The sequence below is a fragment of the Sandarakinorhabdus sp. AAP62 genome (assembly GCF_000331225.1).
Classification (GTDB): domain Bacteria; phylum Pseudomonadota; class Alphaproteobacteria; order Sphingomonadales; family Sphingomonadaceae; genus Sandarakinorhabdus.
The window spans coordinates 116,053-130,440 of record NZ_ANFY01000004.1 but is presented as its reverse complement, the minus strand read 5'-3'; the positions used below and the strand labels follow the sequence as shown (position 1 = coordinate 130,440).

General features: G+C 69.7%; 16 protein-coding genes. 15 read left to right on the top strand and 1 reads right to left on the bottom strand.

Annotation, left to right across the window (positions count from 1 at the left end):
* Positions 1-30: 30 nt before the first annotated feature.
* Entirely contained in the window at positions 31-1,506 is a 1,476-nt protein-coding gene (locus D619_RS15510) for a DEAD/DEAH box helicase (RefSeq protein ID WP_017667280.1), read from the bottom strand.
* A 247-nt stretch (positions 1,507-1,753) separates the two neighbouring features.
* Between D619_RS15510 and D619_RS0104000 the strand changes: the two genes are divergently transcribed.
* From D619_RS0104000 to D619_RS0103930, 15 genes are all read left to right on the top strand, one after another.
* Positions 1,754-2,989, top strand: coding sequence for a P1 family peptidase (locus D619_RS0104000; protein WP_017667279.1), 1,236 nt, complete (start codon positions 1,754-1,756; stop codon positions 2,987-2,989).
* A 115-nt stretch (positions 2,990-3,104) separates the two neighbouring features.
* Positions 3,105-3,587 (top strand): type II secretion system protein N, encoded by a 483-nt coding sequence (locus tag D619_RS15505; protein WP_017667278.1) that lies wholly within the window; start codon positions 3,105-3,107, stop codon positions 3,585-3,587.
* Entirely contained in the window at positions 3,584-5,683 is a 2,100-nt protein-coding gene (gene gspD, locus D619_RS15500) for a type II secretion system secretin GspD (RefSeq protein WP_017667277.1), read from the top strand. Before D619_RS15505 ends, gspD begins: the two co-directional genes overlap by 4 nt.
* A gap of 41 nt (positions 5,684-5,724) precedes the next feature.
* Positions 5,725-7,134 (top strand): ATPase, T2SS/T4P/T4SS family, encoded by a 1,410-nt coding sequence (locus tag D619_RS0103985; RefSeq protein ID WP_279379370.1) that lies wholly within the window; start codon positions 5,725-5,727, stop codon positions 7,132-7,134.
* Positions 7,127-8,332 (top strand): type II secretion system F family protein, encoded by a 1,206-nt coding sequence (locus D619_RS0103980; protein ID WP_017667275.1) that lies wholly within the window; start codon positions 7,127-7,129, stop codon positions 8,330-8,332. Before D619_RS0103985 ends, D619_RS0103980 begins: the two co-directional genes overlap by 8 nt.
* A complete protein-coding gene (gene gspG / locus D619_RS0103975) occupies positions 8,329-8,766 on the top strand; it encodes a type II secretion system major pseudopilin GspG (RefSeq protein WP_017667274.1) in 438 nt (145 codons plus the stop codon). Before D619_RS0103980 ends, gspG begins: the two co-directional genes overlap by 4 nt.
* Positions 8,741-9,109, top strand: coding sequence for a prepilin-type N-terminal cleavage/methylation domain-containing protein (locus tag D619_RS17125; RefSeq protein WP_017667273.1), 369 nt, complete (start codon positions 8,741-8,743; stop codon positions 9,107-9,109). The genes gspG and D619_RS17125 overlap by 26 nt, the downstream gene beginning before the upstream one ends.
* Entirely contained in the window at positions 9,081-9,509 is a 429-nt protein-coding gene (gene gspI, locus D619_RS0103965) for a type II secretion system minor pseudopilin GspI (RefSeq protein WP_152417289.1), read from the top strand. The genes D619_RS17125 and gspI overlap by 29 nt, the downstream gene beginning before the upstream one ends.
* Positions 9,506-10,084 (top strand): type II secretion system minor pseudopilin GspJ, encoded by a 579-nt coding sequence (gene gspJ, locus D619_RS0103960; RefSeq protein WP_193743249.1) that lies wholly within the window; start codon positions 9,506-9,508, stop codon positions 10,082-10,084. Before gspI ends, gspJ begins: the two co-directional genes overlap by 4 nt.
* Positions 10,081-11,022 (top strand): type II secretion system minor pseudopilin GspK, encoded by a 942-nt coding sequence (gspK, locus tag D619_RS0103955; protein ID WP_017667270.1) that lies wholly within the window; start codon positions 10,081-10,083, stop codon positions 11,020-11,022. Before gspJ ends, gspK begins: the two co-directional genes overlap by 4 nt.
* Positions 11,019-12,059, top strand: coding sequence for a type II secretion system protein GspL (gspL, locus tag D619_RS17120; RefSeq protein ID WP_081587021.1), 1,041 nt, complete (start codon positions 11,019-11,021; stop codon positions 12,057-12,059). The genes gspK and gspL overlap by 4 nt, the downstream gene beginning before the upstream one ends.
* The gene (gspM, locus tag D619_RS17115; RefSeq protein ID WP_017667268.1) at positions 12,059-12,523 is read left to right on the top strand and encodes a type II secretion system protein GspM; all 465 of its coding nucleotides are present in this window, start codon (positions 12,059-12,061) and stop codon (positions 12,521-12,523) included. Before gspL ends, gspM begins: the two co-directional genes overlap by 1 nt.
* Positions 12,523-13,173 (top strand): type II secretion system protein N, encoded by a 651-nt coding sequence (gene gspN / locus D619_RS0103940; RefSeq protein WP_017667267.1) that lies wholly within the window; start codon positions 12,523-12,525, stop codon positions 13,171-13,173. Before gspM ends, gspN begins: the two co-directional genes overlap by 1 nt.
* Positions 13,170-13,586 (top strand): hypothetical protein, encoded by a 417-nt coding sequence (locus D619_RS0103935; RefSeq protein WP_017667266.1) that lies wholly within the window; start codon positions 13,170-13,172, stop codon positions 13,584-13,586. Before gspN ends, D619_RS0103935 begins: the two co-directional genes overlap by 4 nt.
* Positions 13,583-14,275: a hypothetical protein gene (locus tag D619_RS0103930; RefSeq protein ID WP_017667265.1), complete on the top strand. Its 693-nt coding sequence runs from the start codon at positions 13,583-13,585 to the stop codon at positions 14,273-14,275. Before D619_RS0103935 ends, D619_RS0103930 begins: the two co-directional genes overlap by 4 nt.
* The last annotated feature ends 113 nt before the right edge of the window (positions 14,276-14,388 follow it).

Sequence of the window (14,388 nt, the reverse complement as noted above, 5' to 3'; positions counted from 1 at the left end):
GCTCTGGCGGGGGTTTTTCGTGTCAGTCGATCAGCGACCGGCGGGCGAACGGCGCTGACCGCTGCCCCGCTGACCGCCGAAGCCGCCACCGGGACGACCCTGCGGGCGAGCACCTTGCGGACGCGGGCCTTGCGGGCGGGCGCCTTCGGGGCGACCAAAGCCGCCTTCGCGGCGGGCACCGTCACGGGCCGCTTCACGGCCACCGTCACGGCCACCGCCGCCTTCGCGTCGCGGACCCCGGCCATCGGCATGAACCACGGCGCGCGGATCACGGCCACGGCCACTGGGGCCGCGGTTGAAATTGCGCTCTTCACGCGGCGGTTCGGCGGCCGACGGGCTGGACTTGATCAGCTTGGCCGTCAGCCCCACCAGATCGCGGAAATTGGCCGGCAGCGGCTGCTGGTCGAGTGGCATGCGGATCAGGCGCTCGATATCCTTCAGATACGGGCGCTCGTCGGGCGCGCACAGCGCAATCGCCCGGCCTTCGCGGCCAGCGCGGGCGGTGCGGCCGATGCGGTGCACATATTGTTCCGGCACGTTCGGAAGTTCATAGTTGAAGATGTGGCTCACCGCCGGGATGTCGAGGCCGCGGGCCGCGATATCGGTCGCCACCAGCACCTTGATCTCGCCCGAGCGGAACGCGGTGAGCGCGCGGGTGCGCTGGGCCTGGCTGCGATTGCCGTGAATGGCCTCCGCCGCGATCTTGTGCGCGGAAAGCTGGCGCACAACGCGATCGGCGCCATGCTTGGTGCGGGTGAAGACGATGGTGCTGGCCACGTCCTCATCCACCAGCAGATGCGCCAGCAGCGCCAGCTTTTCCGGCTGGGAAACATGGATCACCGATTGCACCACACGCTCGGCGGTGGTGGCGGCCGGCTTCACGGCGACCTTGACCGGGTTCTTCAGGTAACGCTGGGCCAGTTCCTCGATGGCGGGCGGCAGCGTCGCGGAAAACAGCATCGACTGGCGCTGCTTGGGCAGCAGGCCGGTGATGCGCTTCAGATCATGCACGAAGCCGAGATCGAGCATCTGATCGCATTCGTCGAGCACCAGCATCTCGACATGGCCAAGGTCGCACGCGCCCTTCATCACCAGATCGAGCAGACGGCCCGGCGTGGCCACCAGCACGTCCACACCCGGGAACAGCGCGCGTTCCTGGCGGCCGATCGGCACGCCGCCAAACACGCAGGCGACCGACAGCTTGAGGTAACGGCCGTAGGCGGTGAAGCTGGCGGCAATCTGCGCGGCCAGTTCGCGGGTGGGTGCCAGCACCAGCACGCGGGTGGAGAGCTTCAGGCGATGCTTGGGGTTGGCAGCGAGGCGGTTGAGGATCGGCAGCGCGAAGGCCGCCGTCTTGCCGGTGCCGGTCTGGGCGAGGCCCAGCACGTCGTTGCCGGCCAGCGCTGGCGGGATCGCCGCCTGCTGGATCGGCGACGGCGTGTCATAGCCCTTGTCGGCAATGGCGCGGGCAATCGGCTCGGCAAGCGCGAGATCAGAGAAGTTCATGTGAGTTTGTTCCAACAATATCATGCGCCCGGAAGGCACCATGCCAACCGGGAGGGCCAAAAGACCCGGGGTTGCCTGGCAACCCGCGTGATAAGGGAAGCAAGTTTGGGGGGTGGGGCCCTGGAGCTTGGTGCTCCGATCACGCGCCCATCGAGTTGTCGGCGCCCTTTGGACGCATTGTGCACAGAAGTCAAATTTGCGCCGGCCGCTGCCTCCGGCTAGCCTTGCTGCCAACGGGGGAAAAACCATGAAGCATCTGATCCTGGCGGCCGCGATTCTGGCCAGCAGTGCAACCGCCGGCCCGCGCGCCCGCGATCTGGGCGTGCCCTTTGACGGTGTGCCGGGCCCGCTGAATGCCATCACCGATGTTCCCGGCATCGAAGTCGGCTTCAAGACGTTGATATCGGGTGATGGCGCACGGGAGCGGGGCAAAGGCCCGGTGCGGACCGGCGTCACCGCCATCTTCCCGCGCGGGAAAGCCGATCATCGCGGCGTGTTTGCCGGCTTCTTTGCCGGCAACGGCAATGGCGACATGACCGGCACCCACTGGGTGGAGGAAGGCGGCGTACTGGAAACGCCGATCCTGATCACCGGCACCGGCAGCGTGGGCGTGGTGCGCGACGCTGCCTTCAAATGGCTGGCCGATCACCGCAAGGGCGCCTTCTGGTATCCGCTGGTCGCTGAAACCGCCGATGCGACGCTGCACGACATGGCCGGCCAGCATGTGACCGTGCAGGACACGCTGGACGCGATGGACAGCGCCAAACCGGGCCCGGTGGCGGAAGGCAATGTGGGCGGCGGCACCGGCATGCTGTGCAACGGCTTCAAGGGCGGCACCGGCACGGCATCGCGCAAGCTGATGACGGCCGAAGGCGGCTACACCGTCGGCGTGCTGGTGCAGTGCAATTACGGATCGGCGATGGGACTGCGCATTGCCGGCATCAACGTCGCGCGCGAAATGAACTTGCAGGAGCCTTGCGTGACGAAGCTGCTGCCCACCCCGCAGCAGCGCCGCGGCAAGACTGCGCCCGTGTGCGACCCGAAGAAGCTGGCGCTGGCTGATGATCGCGACGAAGAGCATCGCGGCTCCATCATCATCGTCATCGCCACCGATGCGCCGCTTACCGCCGAACAGTTGAAGCGGCTGGCCCGGCGCGGCACGGCGGGCCTGGGCCGGCTGGGCTCGATCCTGGCCGATGGTTCGGGCGATATCTTCATCGCCTTTTCCACCGCCAATCCGGGCGTGGATGATGGCAACTGGCACGCAGCCGCCGACACACCGGCCACGGTAGCGCGCCTGCCCAACGCCGCCATCAACCCGCTCTTCACCGCCACCATCGAAGGCGTGGAAGAAGCCGTGATCAACGCCATGATCGCCGCCAAGACCATGACTGGCGCCGATTACTGGACGGTTTCGGCCCTGCCGCACGACCAGTTGCAGGCCGTGCTGCGCCGTCACAATCTGCTGCAGCCGCCCAAGTGAGCCCAAACGCTGTCACGCAGCTGTAACCCAACCGTCACACGCAGCCGATAGGGGCTGGCACATGAAGCGAATCCGGCTAGGCTGCGAACGCTTGCGGATGATTGCGTTTTGAGGGGTGCAGCCGCTGATCCGGACCGAGGAAAAACCACCATGGCCGGCCCGCCTGCTGGGCGGTGCCGAACTGGCTGGCTGGGGGCTGGCCGGGATGGTCGCGGCGCGTCTCTTCTGGCTGGCGATCACGCCGGCGGGGCCGCTTGGCATGCCATTGGCGGCGCTGCCTTCGGGGCCGGTGGTGGTGGCGGTTGATCCGTTCTTCCCGACTGGCCCGGCAACGGCCGACGCGGTTTCGGCGCTCGATCTGGTGCTGCTCGGCACGCGCGTTGATGCAGCATCAGGCCGGGGATCGGCGATCCTGGCGACGCCCGACGGCCAGCAGAAAAGCGTGGGCGTGGGCGAGGAGATCATGCCCGGCGTGCGCCTTGCAGCGGTGGAATTTGAATCCGTGACGCTGGATCGCGGCGGCGCGCGAGAGCAACTCTATATCGATCAATCGGGCAGTGCCGCCGATGCCGCACCGCCCCGGCAGGACAAGAAATGACCCGCAAATTCGCCCCTGCCCCCGCCACGTTGCTGCTTGCACTTCTGCTGGTCGCGGCCCCGGTGCTGGCCCAGCAGACGGTCAATCTGCGCGATGCCGATGTGCGCGCCTTCATCCAGGATGTGTCGCGCGCGACGGGGCGCACCTTCATCATCGATCCGCGCGTGCAGGGGAAGGTGTCGGTCGTCTCCGAACGGCCGCTTGATCAGGCCGGCTATTTCGAGCTCTTCCTCTCCACCCTGCGCGCCAATGGCCTCGTCGTCACGCCGGCTGCGGGCGGGGCGTTCCGCGTGGCGCCGGCCGATGGGGCTGCCACGCAGCCGTCGGGTGGCCAGGGCCGGGACCGGTTTGAAACCACCGTGCTCAACCTGAATTTCATCGATGCCGCCTCAGCCATCGAAACGCTGCGCCCGCTCGTCTCCCGCGAGGGCCAGGTGACCGCCAATCGCGCCGGCAATGCGGTGATCGTCGCCGATTATGCCGATAATGTCGCCCGTGTGCGCCAGCTGGCCCGCCAGATCGATCAGGACCGGGCCGCCGTGCGCATCATCCCGCTGAAACACGCCGGCGCGCGCGAGATTGCCACCAGCCTCGCCCAGGTCGCGCAAGGCTCTGCCGAAGGCCGTGGTTGGCAGGTCGCGCCCGTCGATGCCAGCAATTCACTGGTGCTGCGCGGCGATCCGGCCACGCTGGCCAAGCTGGCGCGCACCGTCGCCGATCTCGATCAGGCGGCGGCGGCCGGCAGCGATGTGCGGGTGTTCTTCCTCAACCATGCCGATGCCGAAAAGCTGGTGCCGGTGTTGCAGCAGCTGGTGGGCCAGCCGGTCAGCCCTGCCAGCCAGTCCGCCCCGCAGGCGATGCCGGTGCAGAGCGCGTTCGGCAACGCCAATGCCGCCAATCAGGGCCAGCAACCCGCCACCAGCGCGCCGCTGCAGGCAGCGCCAAGCGGAGGCTCGCTGGGCACCAGCGGTTTCGTGCCCGGTGCCAGCATCGGCCGCGGCCAGGCGGTGATCGCGCGTTATGAAGGCGCCAATGCCATCGTGATTGCCGCGCCGGCCGATGTGCAGCGCCGGCTGGGCGAAGTGATCCGCCAGCTGGATGTGCGCCGCGAACAGGTGCTGGTGGAAGCCGTGATCGTCGAGATCAGCGACATTGCCGCCCAGCGGCTGGGGGTGCAGTTCCTGCTGTCGGGCACCGGCAACAGCAACATCCCCTTTTCCGTCACCAACTACAGCAACGCTGCGCCCAACCTGCTGGCGGTGGCCGGGGCCATTGCGGCGGAAAAACGCTATGGGCAGGACAATGCGACCACGGTGGCGCTGCGCAGTGCAGCGGTGAACAGCCTCCTGAATGCCAATGGCGGCCAGTTCGGCTTTGGCGGCAATCTCGGTAGCAATGCGGTGTTCGGTTTCGTGGTCAATGCCGTGAAGGCCGATACCGCGTCGAACGTGCTCTCCACCCCGTCGGTGGTGACGCTCGACAACGCCCAGGCGCGCATATTGGTGGGCCAGAACGTGCCGCTGGCCACCGGACAGGCGCTTTCCAACAATTTCGACAATGCCTTCCGCACCGTGCAGCGGCAGGACATCGGCATTGCGCTGGATGTGCGCCCGCAGATCAACGCCGGCGGCACCATCAAGCTCAATCTGCGCCAGGAAGTGAGCAGCATTTCGGATGCCGTGATCACCCAGAACGTGCCCGACCTGATCCTCAACAAGCGCGAGATTTCAACCACGGTGACGGTGGACGATGGCCAGATCCTCGCGCTCGGCGGCCTGATTGACGAGAATGAGCGCCGCGCCATCGAGAAGGTGCCGCTGCTGGGCGATATTCCCTTCCTCGGCAATCTGTTCCGTTCGAAATCGCGCAACCGCACCAAGACCAACCTGATGGTGTTCATCCGCCCGACCATCATCCGCAATGCCGAGGATGCCGAACGGATGACCGGCGATCGCTATCAATATGTGCGCGCCGAACAGGCCCGCCGCGAGGGCACGCAGGACACCAGCATCGATGCGCTGGTGCGTGACTATCTGAAGGCGCCGATCCCGGGCGCCCCCCCTGCTGCTGCGCCGCCTGCCCCGCCCAAACCATGAGCCAGCCCGCCCTCTCTTATGCCTTTGCCAAGGCGCAAGGGATGATCGTCACCGTGATGGGCGACGTGGCGGAAGTGGTGCGCCGGCCCGGCAGCAACGTGGCAGCCCTGGCCGAAGTGCGCCGCGTCGCCGGCCGTCCGCTGGCGCTCAGGCACGTGGACGACGCCGAGTTCGACCGGCTGCTGCAGGATCATTATGCCCGCTCCTCCTACGCCGGAGAGGCCGACGAACTGGCCGGTTTTGGCGATGATCTGCCGTCTGCCGAAGACCTGCTGGCCAGCGACGACGAGGCGCCGGCCATCCGGCTGATCAACGGGCTGATTGCCGAGGCCGCGCGCCTGAAGGCCTCGGACATCCACATCGAACCGTTCGAAAGCGCGCTGGTGGTGCGGATGCGCGCCGATGGCGAGCTGAAGGAAATGCACCGCCTGCCGCCCGGTGTGGCGCCGGTGCTGGTCAGCCGCATCAAGGTGATGGCGCGGCTTGATATCGCCGAACGGCGCCTGCCGCAGGATGGCCGCATGGACCTGGCGCTGGGCGGCAAGCGGCTCGATGTGCGCGTCTCCACCCTGCCGGCGCGCGGCGGTGAGCGCGTGGTGCTACGCCTGCTCGACAAGGAAAATGCCGGTATCGATCTGGCCGCGCTCGGCATGCCCGCCGCGGCCGAACGGGCCTTCCGCGCCGGCCTCGCCGAAGCCAATGGCCTGGTGCTGGTGACGGGGCCGACGGGCAGCGGCAAGACGACAACGCTCTATGCCGGGCTGAAGCTCTTGAACGATGGCCGGCGGAATATCCTGACGGTGGAAGACCCGGTGGAATATGCCGTCGATGGCATCGGCCAGACCCAGGTGAACCCCAAGGTGGGCTTGAGCTTTGCCGCCGGGCTGCGGGCCATCCTGCGGCAGGATCCGGACGTGGTGATGGTCGGCGAAATCCGCGACGCCGAAACGGCCAGCATTGCCGTGCAGGCCGCGCTCACCGGCCACCTCGTGCTGTCGTCGCTGCACACCAATGATGCCGCCAGCGCCATCACCCGGCTGCGTGATTTCGGCGTGGAGCCCTTCCTGCTCGCCGCCACGCTGCGCGCCGTGGTGGCGCAGCGGCTGGTGCGTCGGCTGTGCCCCGCTTGCCGGACTGCCCACCCCGCCGACGCCGGCACTGCGGCGGCGCTGGGTATCGCCGCCGGCACGCCGGTGTGGGCGGCACCGGGCTGCGAGACCTGCAATCACACTGGCTGGCAGGGCCGTGTGGGCCTCTATGACATCATCCGCATGACCGACGCGCTGGCCGCCCGCATCAATGAAGGCGCCACCGCCGCCGATCTCGCCGCCGCCGCCGGCAGCCCCGGCTTGCCGGCAATTGCGGCGCAGGCCGTGATCGATGGCCTCACCTCGCCGGCCGAAGCGCTGCGCGTGATGGGCACTGCCGAGCCGGAGCCGGCCGATGGCTGAGTTTCGCTACGAAGCGCTCGACATCGAAGGCAAGCCGCGCGCCGGCCGCATCAGCGCGCCGAGCAGCGCGGCAGCACGCGCCGATCTGCTCGACAAGCGGCTGTTTGCAACCAAACTGGAGGCCGCCGCCACCAGCGAGCCCACATTGGCCAGCGGCAGCGCGCGGCTGAAGCCCAATGCGCTCGGCCTGTTCACCCGCCAGCTGGCGACCCTGGCCAGCGTGACACCATTGGAAGAAGCGCTGCGCACCATCGTCAAGCAGACGGAGGGTGACAAGGCCCGCGCCGTGCTGACCAACGTGCATGGCGCGGTGATCGAAGGCCGCCGCTTGTCCGACGCAATGGCCCTGGAAGGCGCGAGTTTCCCGCCGCTCTACCGCGCCATGGTGGCCGCCGGCGAAGGCGCCGGCACGCTGCCGCAGGTGCTGGAGCGGCTGGCGGCGCTGCTCGATCGCCAGGCCGAGATGAAGGGCCGGGTGCAGGCGGCGCTGGCCTATCCCGCCGCGCTGGCCGCCGTCGCCACACTGGCGGTGGCGGCGCTGATGATCTTCGTGGTGCCGCGCATCGCCGAACAGTTCGCCGATATCGGCCAGACCTTGCCGCTGCTCACCCGCGTCGTCATGGCCCTCTCCCACGCGCTGGCGGCGGGCTGGTGGGGGATCCTGCTGCTCGGTGCCGGCTCAGCAATTGCCGCCAATCGCGCCTTGCAAGACGAGGCCCTGCGCCGCCGCTTCGATGCCTGGCTGCTCGGCCTGCCGCTGCTGGGCCGGCTGCTGCGCGACTGGCAGGCGGCCCGGCTGGCACGCACGCTCGCCATGATGGTGGCCAGCCGGCTGCCGCTGGTCGATGGCCTCAAGCTCACCCTGCCCACCATCGGCAATCGCGAGATCCGGATGCGCGTCGCGCAGATGGCCGATGATATCAGCGAAGGCGCCAGCCTCACCGCCGCCATGCGCCGGGCTGCCATCCTGCCGCCGCTGCTGGTCGCCATGGCAGCGGGCGGCGAAAGCGCCGGCCGGCTGGACGTGATGCTGGAAAAAGGCGCCGAAGCGCTGGAACGCGAATATGATGCGCTCACCCGTTCGGCGCTCAGCCTGCTGGAACCGGCGATCATCCTCGTCATGGGCGGCGCCGTCGCGGTGATCGTGCTCTCCATCCTGCTGCCCATCCTGCAACTCGAAAGCCTGGCCACACCATGAAGCGCCGCAACCGCCCCACCCCCAATGGCTTCACCCTGATCGAGATGATGGTGGTGATCGTCATCATCGGCATCCTCACCACCGTGGTGGTGCTGAACGTGCTGCCTGATGTGGACAAGGCCGCCATCACCCGCGCCCGTGCCGACATCGCCACGCTGGAAACCGCGCTGACCAGCTACAAGGCGGACACGATGGTATTTCCGACCAGCAGCCAAGGCCTTGCCGCGCTGAAGGCCGCACCCACCGACATGGCCCAGCCGGAACGCTATCGCCCCGGCGGCTATGTGCAGCGGCTGCCCAATGATCCGTGGGGCAAGCCCTATCAATATGCCAGTCCCGGCCGCCACGGGCCGTTCGACGTGTGGTCGATGGGCCCGGATGGCCTGACTGGCCCGGGAGGGGAGGCCGATGACATCGGCAACTGGAACCTCTGAGGCCGGCTTCACGCTGGTCGAGCTGGTGGTGGTCATGGCCATCATCGGTATCACCAGTGCGGCGCTTGTCCTCACCCTGCCCGGCCCTGACGACCGGGTGCGCAGCGCAGCCGTGAAACTGGCGGCACAGGCCGCAGCGACGCGCGACATGGCGATCCTGACCGGGCAGAGCACGGCGTTCGCGCCGCCGGCGCCGGACGGGCTGACACTTGCCACCGAGCCGGCGGGCCCGATCAGCTTTGACGCCACCGGCCTTGCCACCCCGGCGCGGATTGTCGTGCGCAGCGGCGACGCAGCGGCCAGCGTGACCATTGATGCGGCAGGCGAAGTCCGTGCGCGCTAGGACCGAACACCGGGATCATGCGCGGCATGAGCGGGACTGTGCCTGTCTGGCGAAAGCCACCGGCTTTTCCCTGATCGAAGTGATGGTCGCACTCGCCATCTTCGGCCTCGCCGCCGTCGCGCTCATCCGGTTGCAGGGCGTCAGCCTTGCCAGCGCGTCCACGCTCAGCGACCGCCAATATGCCGCCATCGTTGCCCGCAACCAGGCGCTGGAAGCGATGCTGTCCGCCACCCCGCCCGCCGCCGATCAGGGCCGCGAGCGCGCCGGCAGCCGCGACTGGGCATGGCGGCGCCAGATCAGTCCCGGCCCCGATCCCGGCACGCAGTTGATCAGTGTCGAGGTCGTTGGTGACGGCGGCCAGGTGATCGCCGCCGACAAATTGCTGTGGAGCAGGCGGTGAGAGAGGCCGGCTTCACCCTCATCGAGTTGCTCGTTGGCCTGTTCCTGTTCGGCCTGATGGCGGCGGCCGGCACGGCGCTGCTAGCCGGCAGCGTGCAGGCCAGCGGCCAGGCGCAGGTGCTGGTGGGGGCCAGCGGCGATCTTGCCCGGCTGCGCGCGCTGCTCACCGCCGATGCCGGGCAGGCTGCACCGCGGCCGTGGCGGGATGTCGAAGGCCGCACCCAGCCGGCGTTCAGCAGCAATGGCGGCGCGCTGTTCACGCTGGTGCGGCGCGGCTGGGCCAATCCGGGCCAGGCCCCGCGCGCCTCGTTGCAGCGGGTGGAATGGATGATCGATGGCGACACGCTGGTGCGCCGGTCTGCCGCAATGGTGGACGGCACCGCAGCCACTCAGGCCAGCGTGCTGGCGAAGGGCGTGAAGTCGGCGCGGCTGCGGGTGCTTGGTCAGCAAGGCTGGCAGGATGGCTGGGCCGGCCAGCCCGGCCAGCTGCCGCGCGCCTTGGAACTCACCCTCGATGGCCCGCAGATCGGCCATGTCCGCCAGATCGTGCCGATGGGGCCGGGGGGCGCGGCATGACGCGGCGGATTCCTCCCCATGAACAGGGCGCAGCGCTGATCAACGTGCTGGTGCTGGTCGGCGTGATGGCAGCGCTGTCCACCAGTCTGTTCGATCGGCTGCGGCTGGCCCGTCATCTCGATACCACCCGCGCCGGGCTGGAAGTGGCGCGCGGTGCGGCGCTGGCCGGCGAGACGATGATCCTCGCGCGGCTGCCGCTCCCGCAGCTGCCGGCGCAGCCCTTTGCCCTGCCAATGTCCATCCCCACCACGGTGACGCTCACCCCCGGTGGCAATTGCTTCAACCTCAACAGCGTCGCCGTCGGGCCGCCGGGGCGCACGCTCACCCGGCCCTTTGGCGTTGAGCAACTCGCCCGGCTGCTCACCCTGCTCGATGTGCCGCAAGCCGAAAGCCTGCGCATCGCGGCGGCCACCGCCGATTGGGTGGATGTCGATCAACAGCCCGGAAATGGCGGCGCCGAAGACCCGGCCTATGCCCGCGCCGCCACGCCCTATCGCACGGCAGGCACATTGCTGGCCGAAACCAGCGAGTGGCGCGCCGTGGCCGGGGTGACGCCGGCCATCTTCGCCCGCGCCGCGCCCCATCTGTGCGCCCTGCCAGAAGCCGAATTGTCCCGCCCCAATATCAACAGCCTGACGCCCGCCGATGCGCCAGTGCTGGCCGCCATCACCGGCGTGCCGCTGGCCACCGCGCGCGACGTGATCGCCGCCCGCCCGCCCGGCGGCTGGCGCGATCTGGCGCGTTTCTGGGCGCAGCCGCTGCTCGCCGGGCGCAGCGAGGCCGCCGACGCACTGCGCCAGCCCGATACGCGCGATCGCTTCGTGGCCTATCGCATGACCACCCGCATCGATGGCGTCACCCTCGCGCAAACCGGCCTGATCGATGCCGCCACGGCGCCCGCCAGATTGCTGCTGCGGCGCTGGGGAGAGGAGACATGATGCCAAGGTCCGTACTTGTCACACTCGTGCCCCGCGTACGCTGGCAGCGCGGCGACGGCACGGGCGGCCCCGGCTGGCCGGCGCCCGATGGCTCGCCGCTGGTGCTGGCTGTGCCGGGCGAAGCGGTGGCGCTGCACTGGCTCGATCTGCCGGATCTGGCGCCCGCCCAGGCCGCTGCGGCCGCACGGCTGGCGCTGGGCGATCGCCTGGCCGAGGCTGATCCGCATATCGCCGTCGGCCCGGGCGATGGTGCGTTTGGAAAGCTGCCCGATGGCGGGCGGCGCCCCGTGGCCGTGGTGGCGCGTGAACAGATGGCCGGCTGGCTGGCCGAAGCCGCGCGCGCCGGCTGGAAGCCCAGCGCCATCATCCCCGATCCCTTGCTGCTGCCGGCGCCCGCCAGCGGCTGGACGGTGGCGCAGGATGGCGCGCGCGTGGTGGCACGCAGCGCCAGCGCCGCCTTTGCTGCCGAGGCCGATCTCGCCGCCGCCATCATCGGCACCGATGCCACCACCGTGGCGGAGCCCGCCCTGCCCGAAGTGCTGCCGCTTGATCTGCTGACGGGCGATTATGCGCCTGTCACCCGCTGGCAGCCGGATCGCAGGCAGTTGCGGCGCCTCGCTCTCCTGGCCGCGGCCGTCGCCGGGCTGTGGCTGGGCGGAGACCTTGCCGCCCTGCTCCACGCGCGCAGCACCGCCAGCGCGGCCGATGCGGAACTGGTGGCGCTGGCGCCGGGCGCAACCGATGGCGCCAGTGCGTTCGCCGCCCTGCAGGCGCAGGCGCAGCAGCGCGGTGCCGCCGGCGGGCTTGCGGCGCTGGCTGGGCCGGTGGTGCAGGCATTGAGCGCACGGCCGGGCGCCGGATTGGCGAGCCTGACCTATACACCGGCCGGCGGTCTGGTTGCGGGCGTTGCCGGCGGCGCCGGGGAAGCGCAGGCGCTGGCCGATGCGCTGGCTGGCGCCGGCCTCGCTGCTGCACCCGGCACCACCCGCGCCACCGCCGATGGCAGCATCAGCGATGTGACGGTGCGGGCGCGATGATGGCGATGCTTTCTCCATGGTGGGCCCAGCGCACGGGCCGCGAACGCTGGCTGATCGGCGTGATGCTGGCGCTGCTGGCCGCACTGCTGTTCTGGCTGCTGCTGGTGCGCCCGCTGGCCGCCGCGCGCGCCACGGCGCAGGCCGATGCCGGTGCAGCGGCTGCCCGGCTGGCGCAGGGCCAGGCGCTGGCTGCAGCCATCAAGGCGCGCCCGGCCGCCAATCCCTCTGCCGTGATCGACGTGCTGAACCGCCGTCTGGCCGAAGCCGGCCTGCAGGCGGCCCGGCTGGAAGCACAGGGGCCGGGCCAGGCCAATCTCGACATCGCCGCCATCAACGGTCGCTTGCTGATCGGCTGGGCGACAGCACTGGAGCAGCGCGACGGCCTGGTGATCGAGCAACTGGAAGCCACCCGCAACCCGGACCAATCGGTGCGGGCGCGGCTGCTGGTGCGGAGCGCGCAGTGATGCGGATCCTGGCCTTGGGCCTTGGGGTGATCGTGGGGCTTGTGGCGCTCGCCCCGGCGCGGCTGCTGCTGCCCGCCCCGCCGCTGGCCGCCACTTCGGTGAGCGGCAGTGTGTGGCAAGCCCAGCTGGCCGGCGCCGCGCTGGGCCGGATGCAGCTGGGCGATGTGGGCCTGGCCTTGCAGCCGGGTGCGCTGCTCAAGGGCCGCCTCGGCTGGCAAACGGCGGGCCGTATCAATGGCACGCTCTGGCGCGGCTTCACGGCTGGCGGCGTGGCGGGTTTGAATGGCCGGCTGAACGGCAGCCCGCTGACCGGCCTGCCGCTGGCCGGGATCAGCCTTGCCGACGTGATGGCAACATTGGATGGCGCCGGGCGCTGCGAAGCGGCGGGTGGGCAGGTGACAGCCGATCTGGCGCTGCCGCTGGCGGGCCAGCGCCAGATCAGCGGTGCACCGCGTTGCGACGGGGCAGCGCTGCTGCTGCCGCTGGCCAGCGGCGACGGCCGGGTGCGGCTGGACGTGACGGTTTCAGACGGAAGCTGGACGGCGCGGCTGGCGGTTGCGGGTGCCGGCGTGGGCGAAGCCACGGCGTTGATCGCCGCCGGATTCCGCGAGCAGGGCGGCGCCCTGGTGAAAGAGGAAAGTGGCGCATGATCATCACGGCCTTCATCGCGCTGCAGCTGGCGACCACTCAGCCGGCACTGCCGCCGCCATTCACCGAACTGCCGCAGCAGGTGCTGGAGCCGGGCCAGTGCGCGCTGTTCCTGTGGGACCGGGCATCGACCAGGCGCATCGCCATGCTGAACCGCACGCCGCCAACGCTGCGCGCCATCATCGACGGCCGCTCCACCGATCTGCCAGCCGAAGCGCGAGAGGGCGAAGAGGTGATGGGCTTTGCGCCCGTCAGCCGTTTCCGTTCCGCCAACCGCAGTTTCGAGGTGCGGCTGACCATCTTGCCGGCCACCGCCGGCGGTGCCGTGGTGCGCGATGGCAGCCTGACCATCACCGAAGCCGATGGCAGCGCCGTCGTGCTGCCGGTGGCGGGCCTGGCTGGCTGTCCACAATGAAGGCGACAAGGCGCGCCAGCACGCCCCGCGAATGGGCACTGGCCATCGGCGGCGGGCTGGCGCTTTCGGCCGGGCTGGTGTGGGTGTTGCGTGGTGGCGGTGAGGAAGCGCCGCCTGCGCCGCCGCTGCCGTCACCACCGGCGCCGGTTGTCGCGGCACCGCTGCCGCCTCCTGCTGCAGCCGTTTCTGCGCCGGCCGATCTGGCACTCGCCGGGCTGCGCGCCGGGCCGGATGGCGGCATGGCCATCGTGGTGGCGGGCGGGAAGCACTATCTGCTGCGCCCCGGCCGCGCCCTGCCCGGCGGCGTGAAGCTGTTGCGTGTGGAGCCGGGCCGCGCCATCCTGGCCGGCCCGTCTGGCGAATTGGTGCTGGCCTTTGCCGATGCGGCGCCCGCCATGGCCGGGCCATCCGCACCGCCCGGAGGCGATCCGACACCATGGCGGCTGGCGCTGTCGCCGCTGCGCGAACAGGGCCGGCTGGCGGGCTGGCGGCTCGACAATCTGGCCGGGCTGCCGGCGTTGGCCCGCGCTGGCCTGAAATCCGGCGACGTGCTGCTGCTGGCGAACGGCGCAGAGCTGATTTCCGAAGAGAAGATCATGGAATTGCCGCAGGAGCTGGCCGCCAATGGCCGCCTGCAGATCGTCTACCGACGGGGTAATGCCCAGCGGGAAGCGGTGGTCACCCCCTGACCTTGGCCGGCCCAGCCATGTCACAAAAGCGCAACGGCGGCGTCACAGTATTGCCATTCATCCGTCACTACATCGCAACACGCCCGTAACCGCACCGCCACGAATCACGCCTA

Excerpts from the sequence above, each read along its gene's own strand:
- D619_RS0103980 (WP_017667275.1), top strand. The coding sequence starts at position 7,127 with ATGGCTGAGTTTCGCTACGAAGCGCTCGACATCGAAGGCAAGCCGCGC.
- D619_RS15510 (WP_017667280.1), bottom strand. The coding sequence starts at position 1,506 with ATGAACTTCTCTGATCTCGCGCTTGCCGAGCCGATTGCCCGCGCCATT.
- gspD (WP_017667277.1), top strand. The coding sequence starts at position 3,584 with ATGACCCGCAAATTCGCCCCTGCCCCCGCCACGTTGCTGCTTGCACTT.
- D619_RS0103930 (WP_017667265.1), top strand. The coding sequence starts at position 13,583 with ATGAAGGCGACAAGGCGCGCCAGCACGCCCCGCGAATGGGCACTGGCC.
- D619_RS0103935 (WP_017667266.1), top strand. The coding sequence starts at position 13,170 with ATGATCATCACGGCCTTCATCGCGCTGCAGCTGGCGACCACTCAGCCG.
- D619_RS0104000 (WP_017667279.1), top strand. The coding sequence starts at position 1,754 with ATGAAGCATCTGATCCTGGCGGCCGCGATTCTGGCCAGCAGTGCAACC.
- D619_RS17125 (WP_017667273.1), top strand. The coding sequence starts at position 8,741 with ATGACATCGGCAACTGGAACCTCTGAGGCCGGCTTCACGCTGGTCGAG.
- gspI (WP_152417289.1), top strand. The coding sequence starts at position 9,081 with ATGCGGCAGGCGAAGTCCGTGCGCGCTAGGACCGAACACCGGGATCAT.
- gspG (WP_017667274.1), top strand. The coding sequence starts at position 8,329 with ATGAAGCGCCGCAACCGCCCCACCCCCAATGGCTTCACCCTGATCGAG.
- D619_RS0103985 (WP_279379370.1), top strand. The coding sequence starts at position 5,725 with ATGATCGTCACCGTGATGGGCGACGTGGCGGAAGTGGTGCGCCGGCCC.
- gspN (WP_017667267.1), top strand. The coding sequence starts at position 12,523 with ATGCGGATCCTGGCCTTGGGCCTTGGGGTGATCGTGGGGCTTGTGGCG.
- gspM (WP_017667268.1), top strand. The coding sequence starts at position 12,059 with ATGGCGATGCTTTCTCCATGGTGGGCCCAGCGCACGGGCCGCGAACGC.
- gspL (WP_081587021.1), top strand. The coding sequence starts at position 11,019 with ATGATGCCAAGGTCCGTACTTGTCACACTCGTGCCCCGCGTACGCTGG.
- gspK (WP_017667270.1), top strand. The coding sequence starts at position 10,081 with ATGACGCGGCGGATTCCTCCCCATGAACAGGGCGCAGCGCTGATCAAC.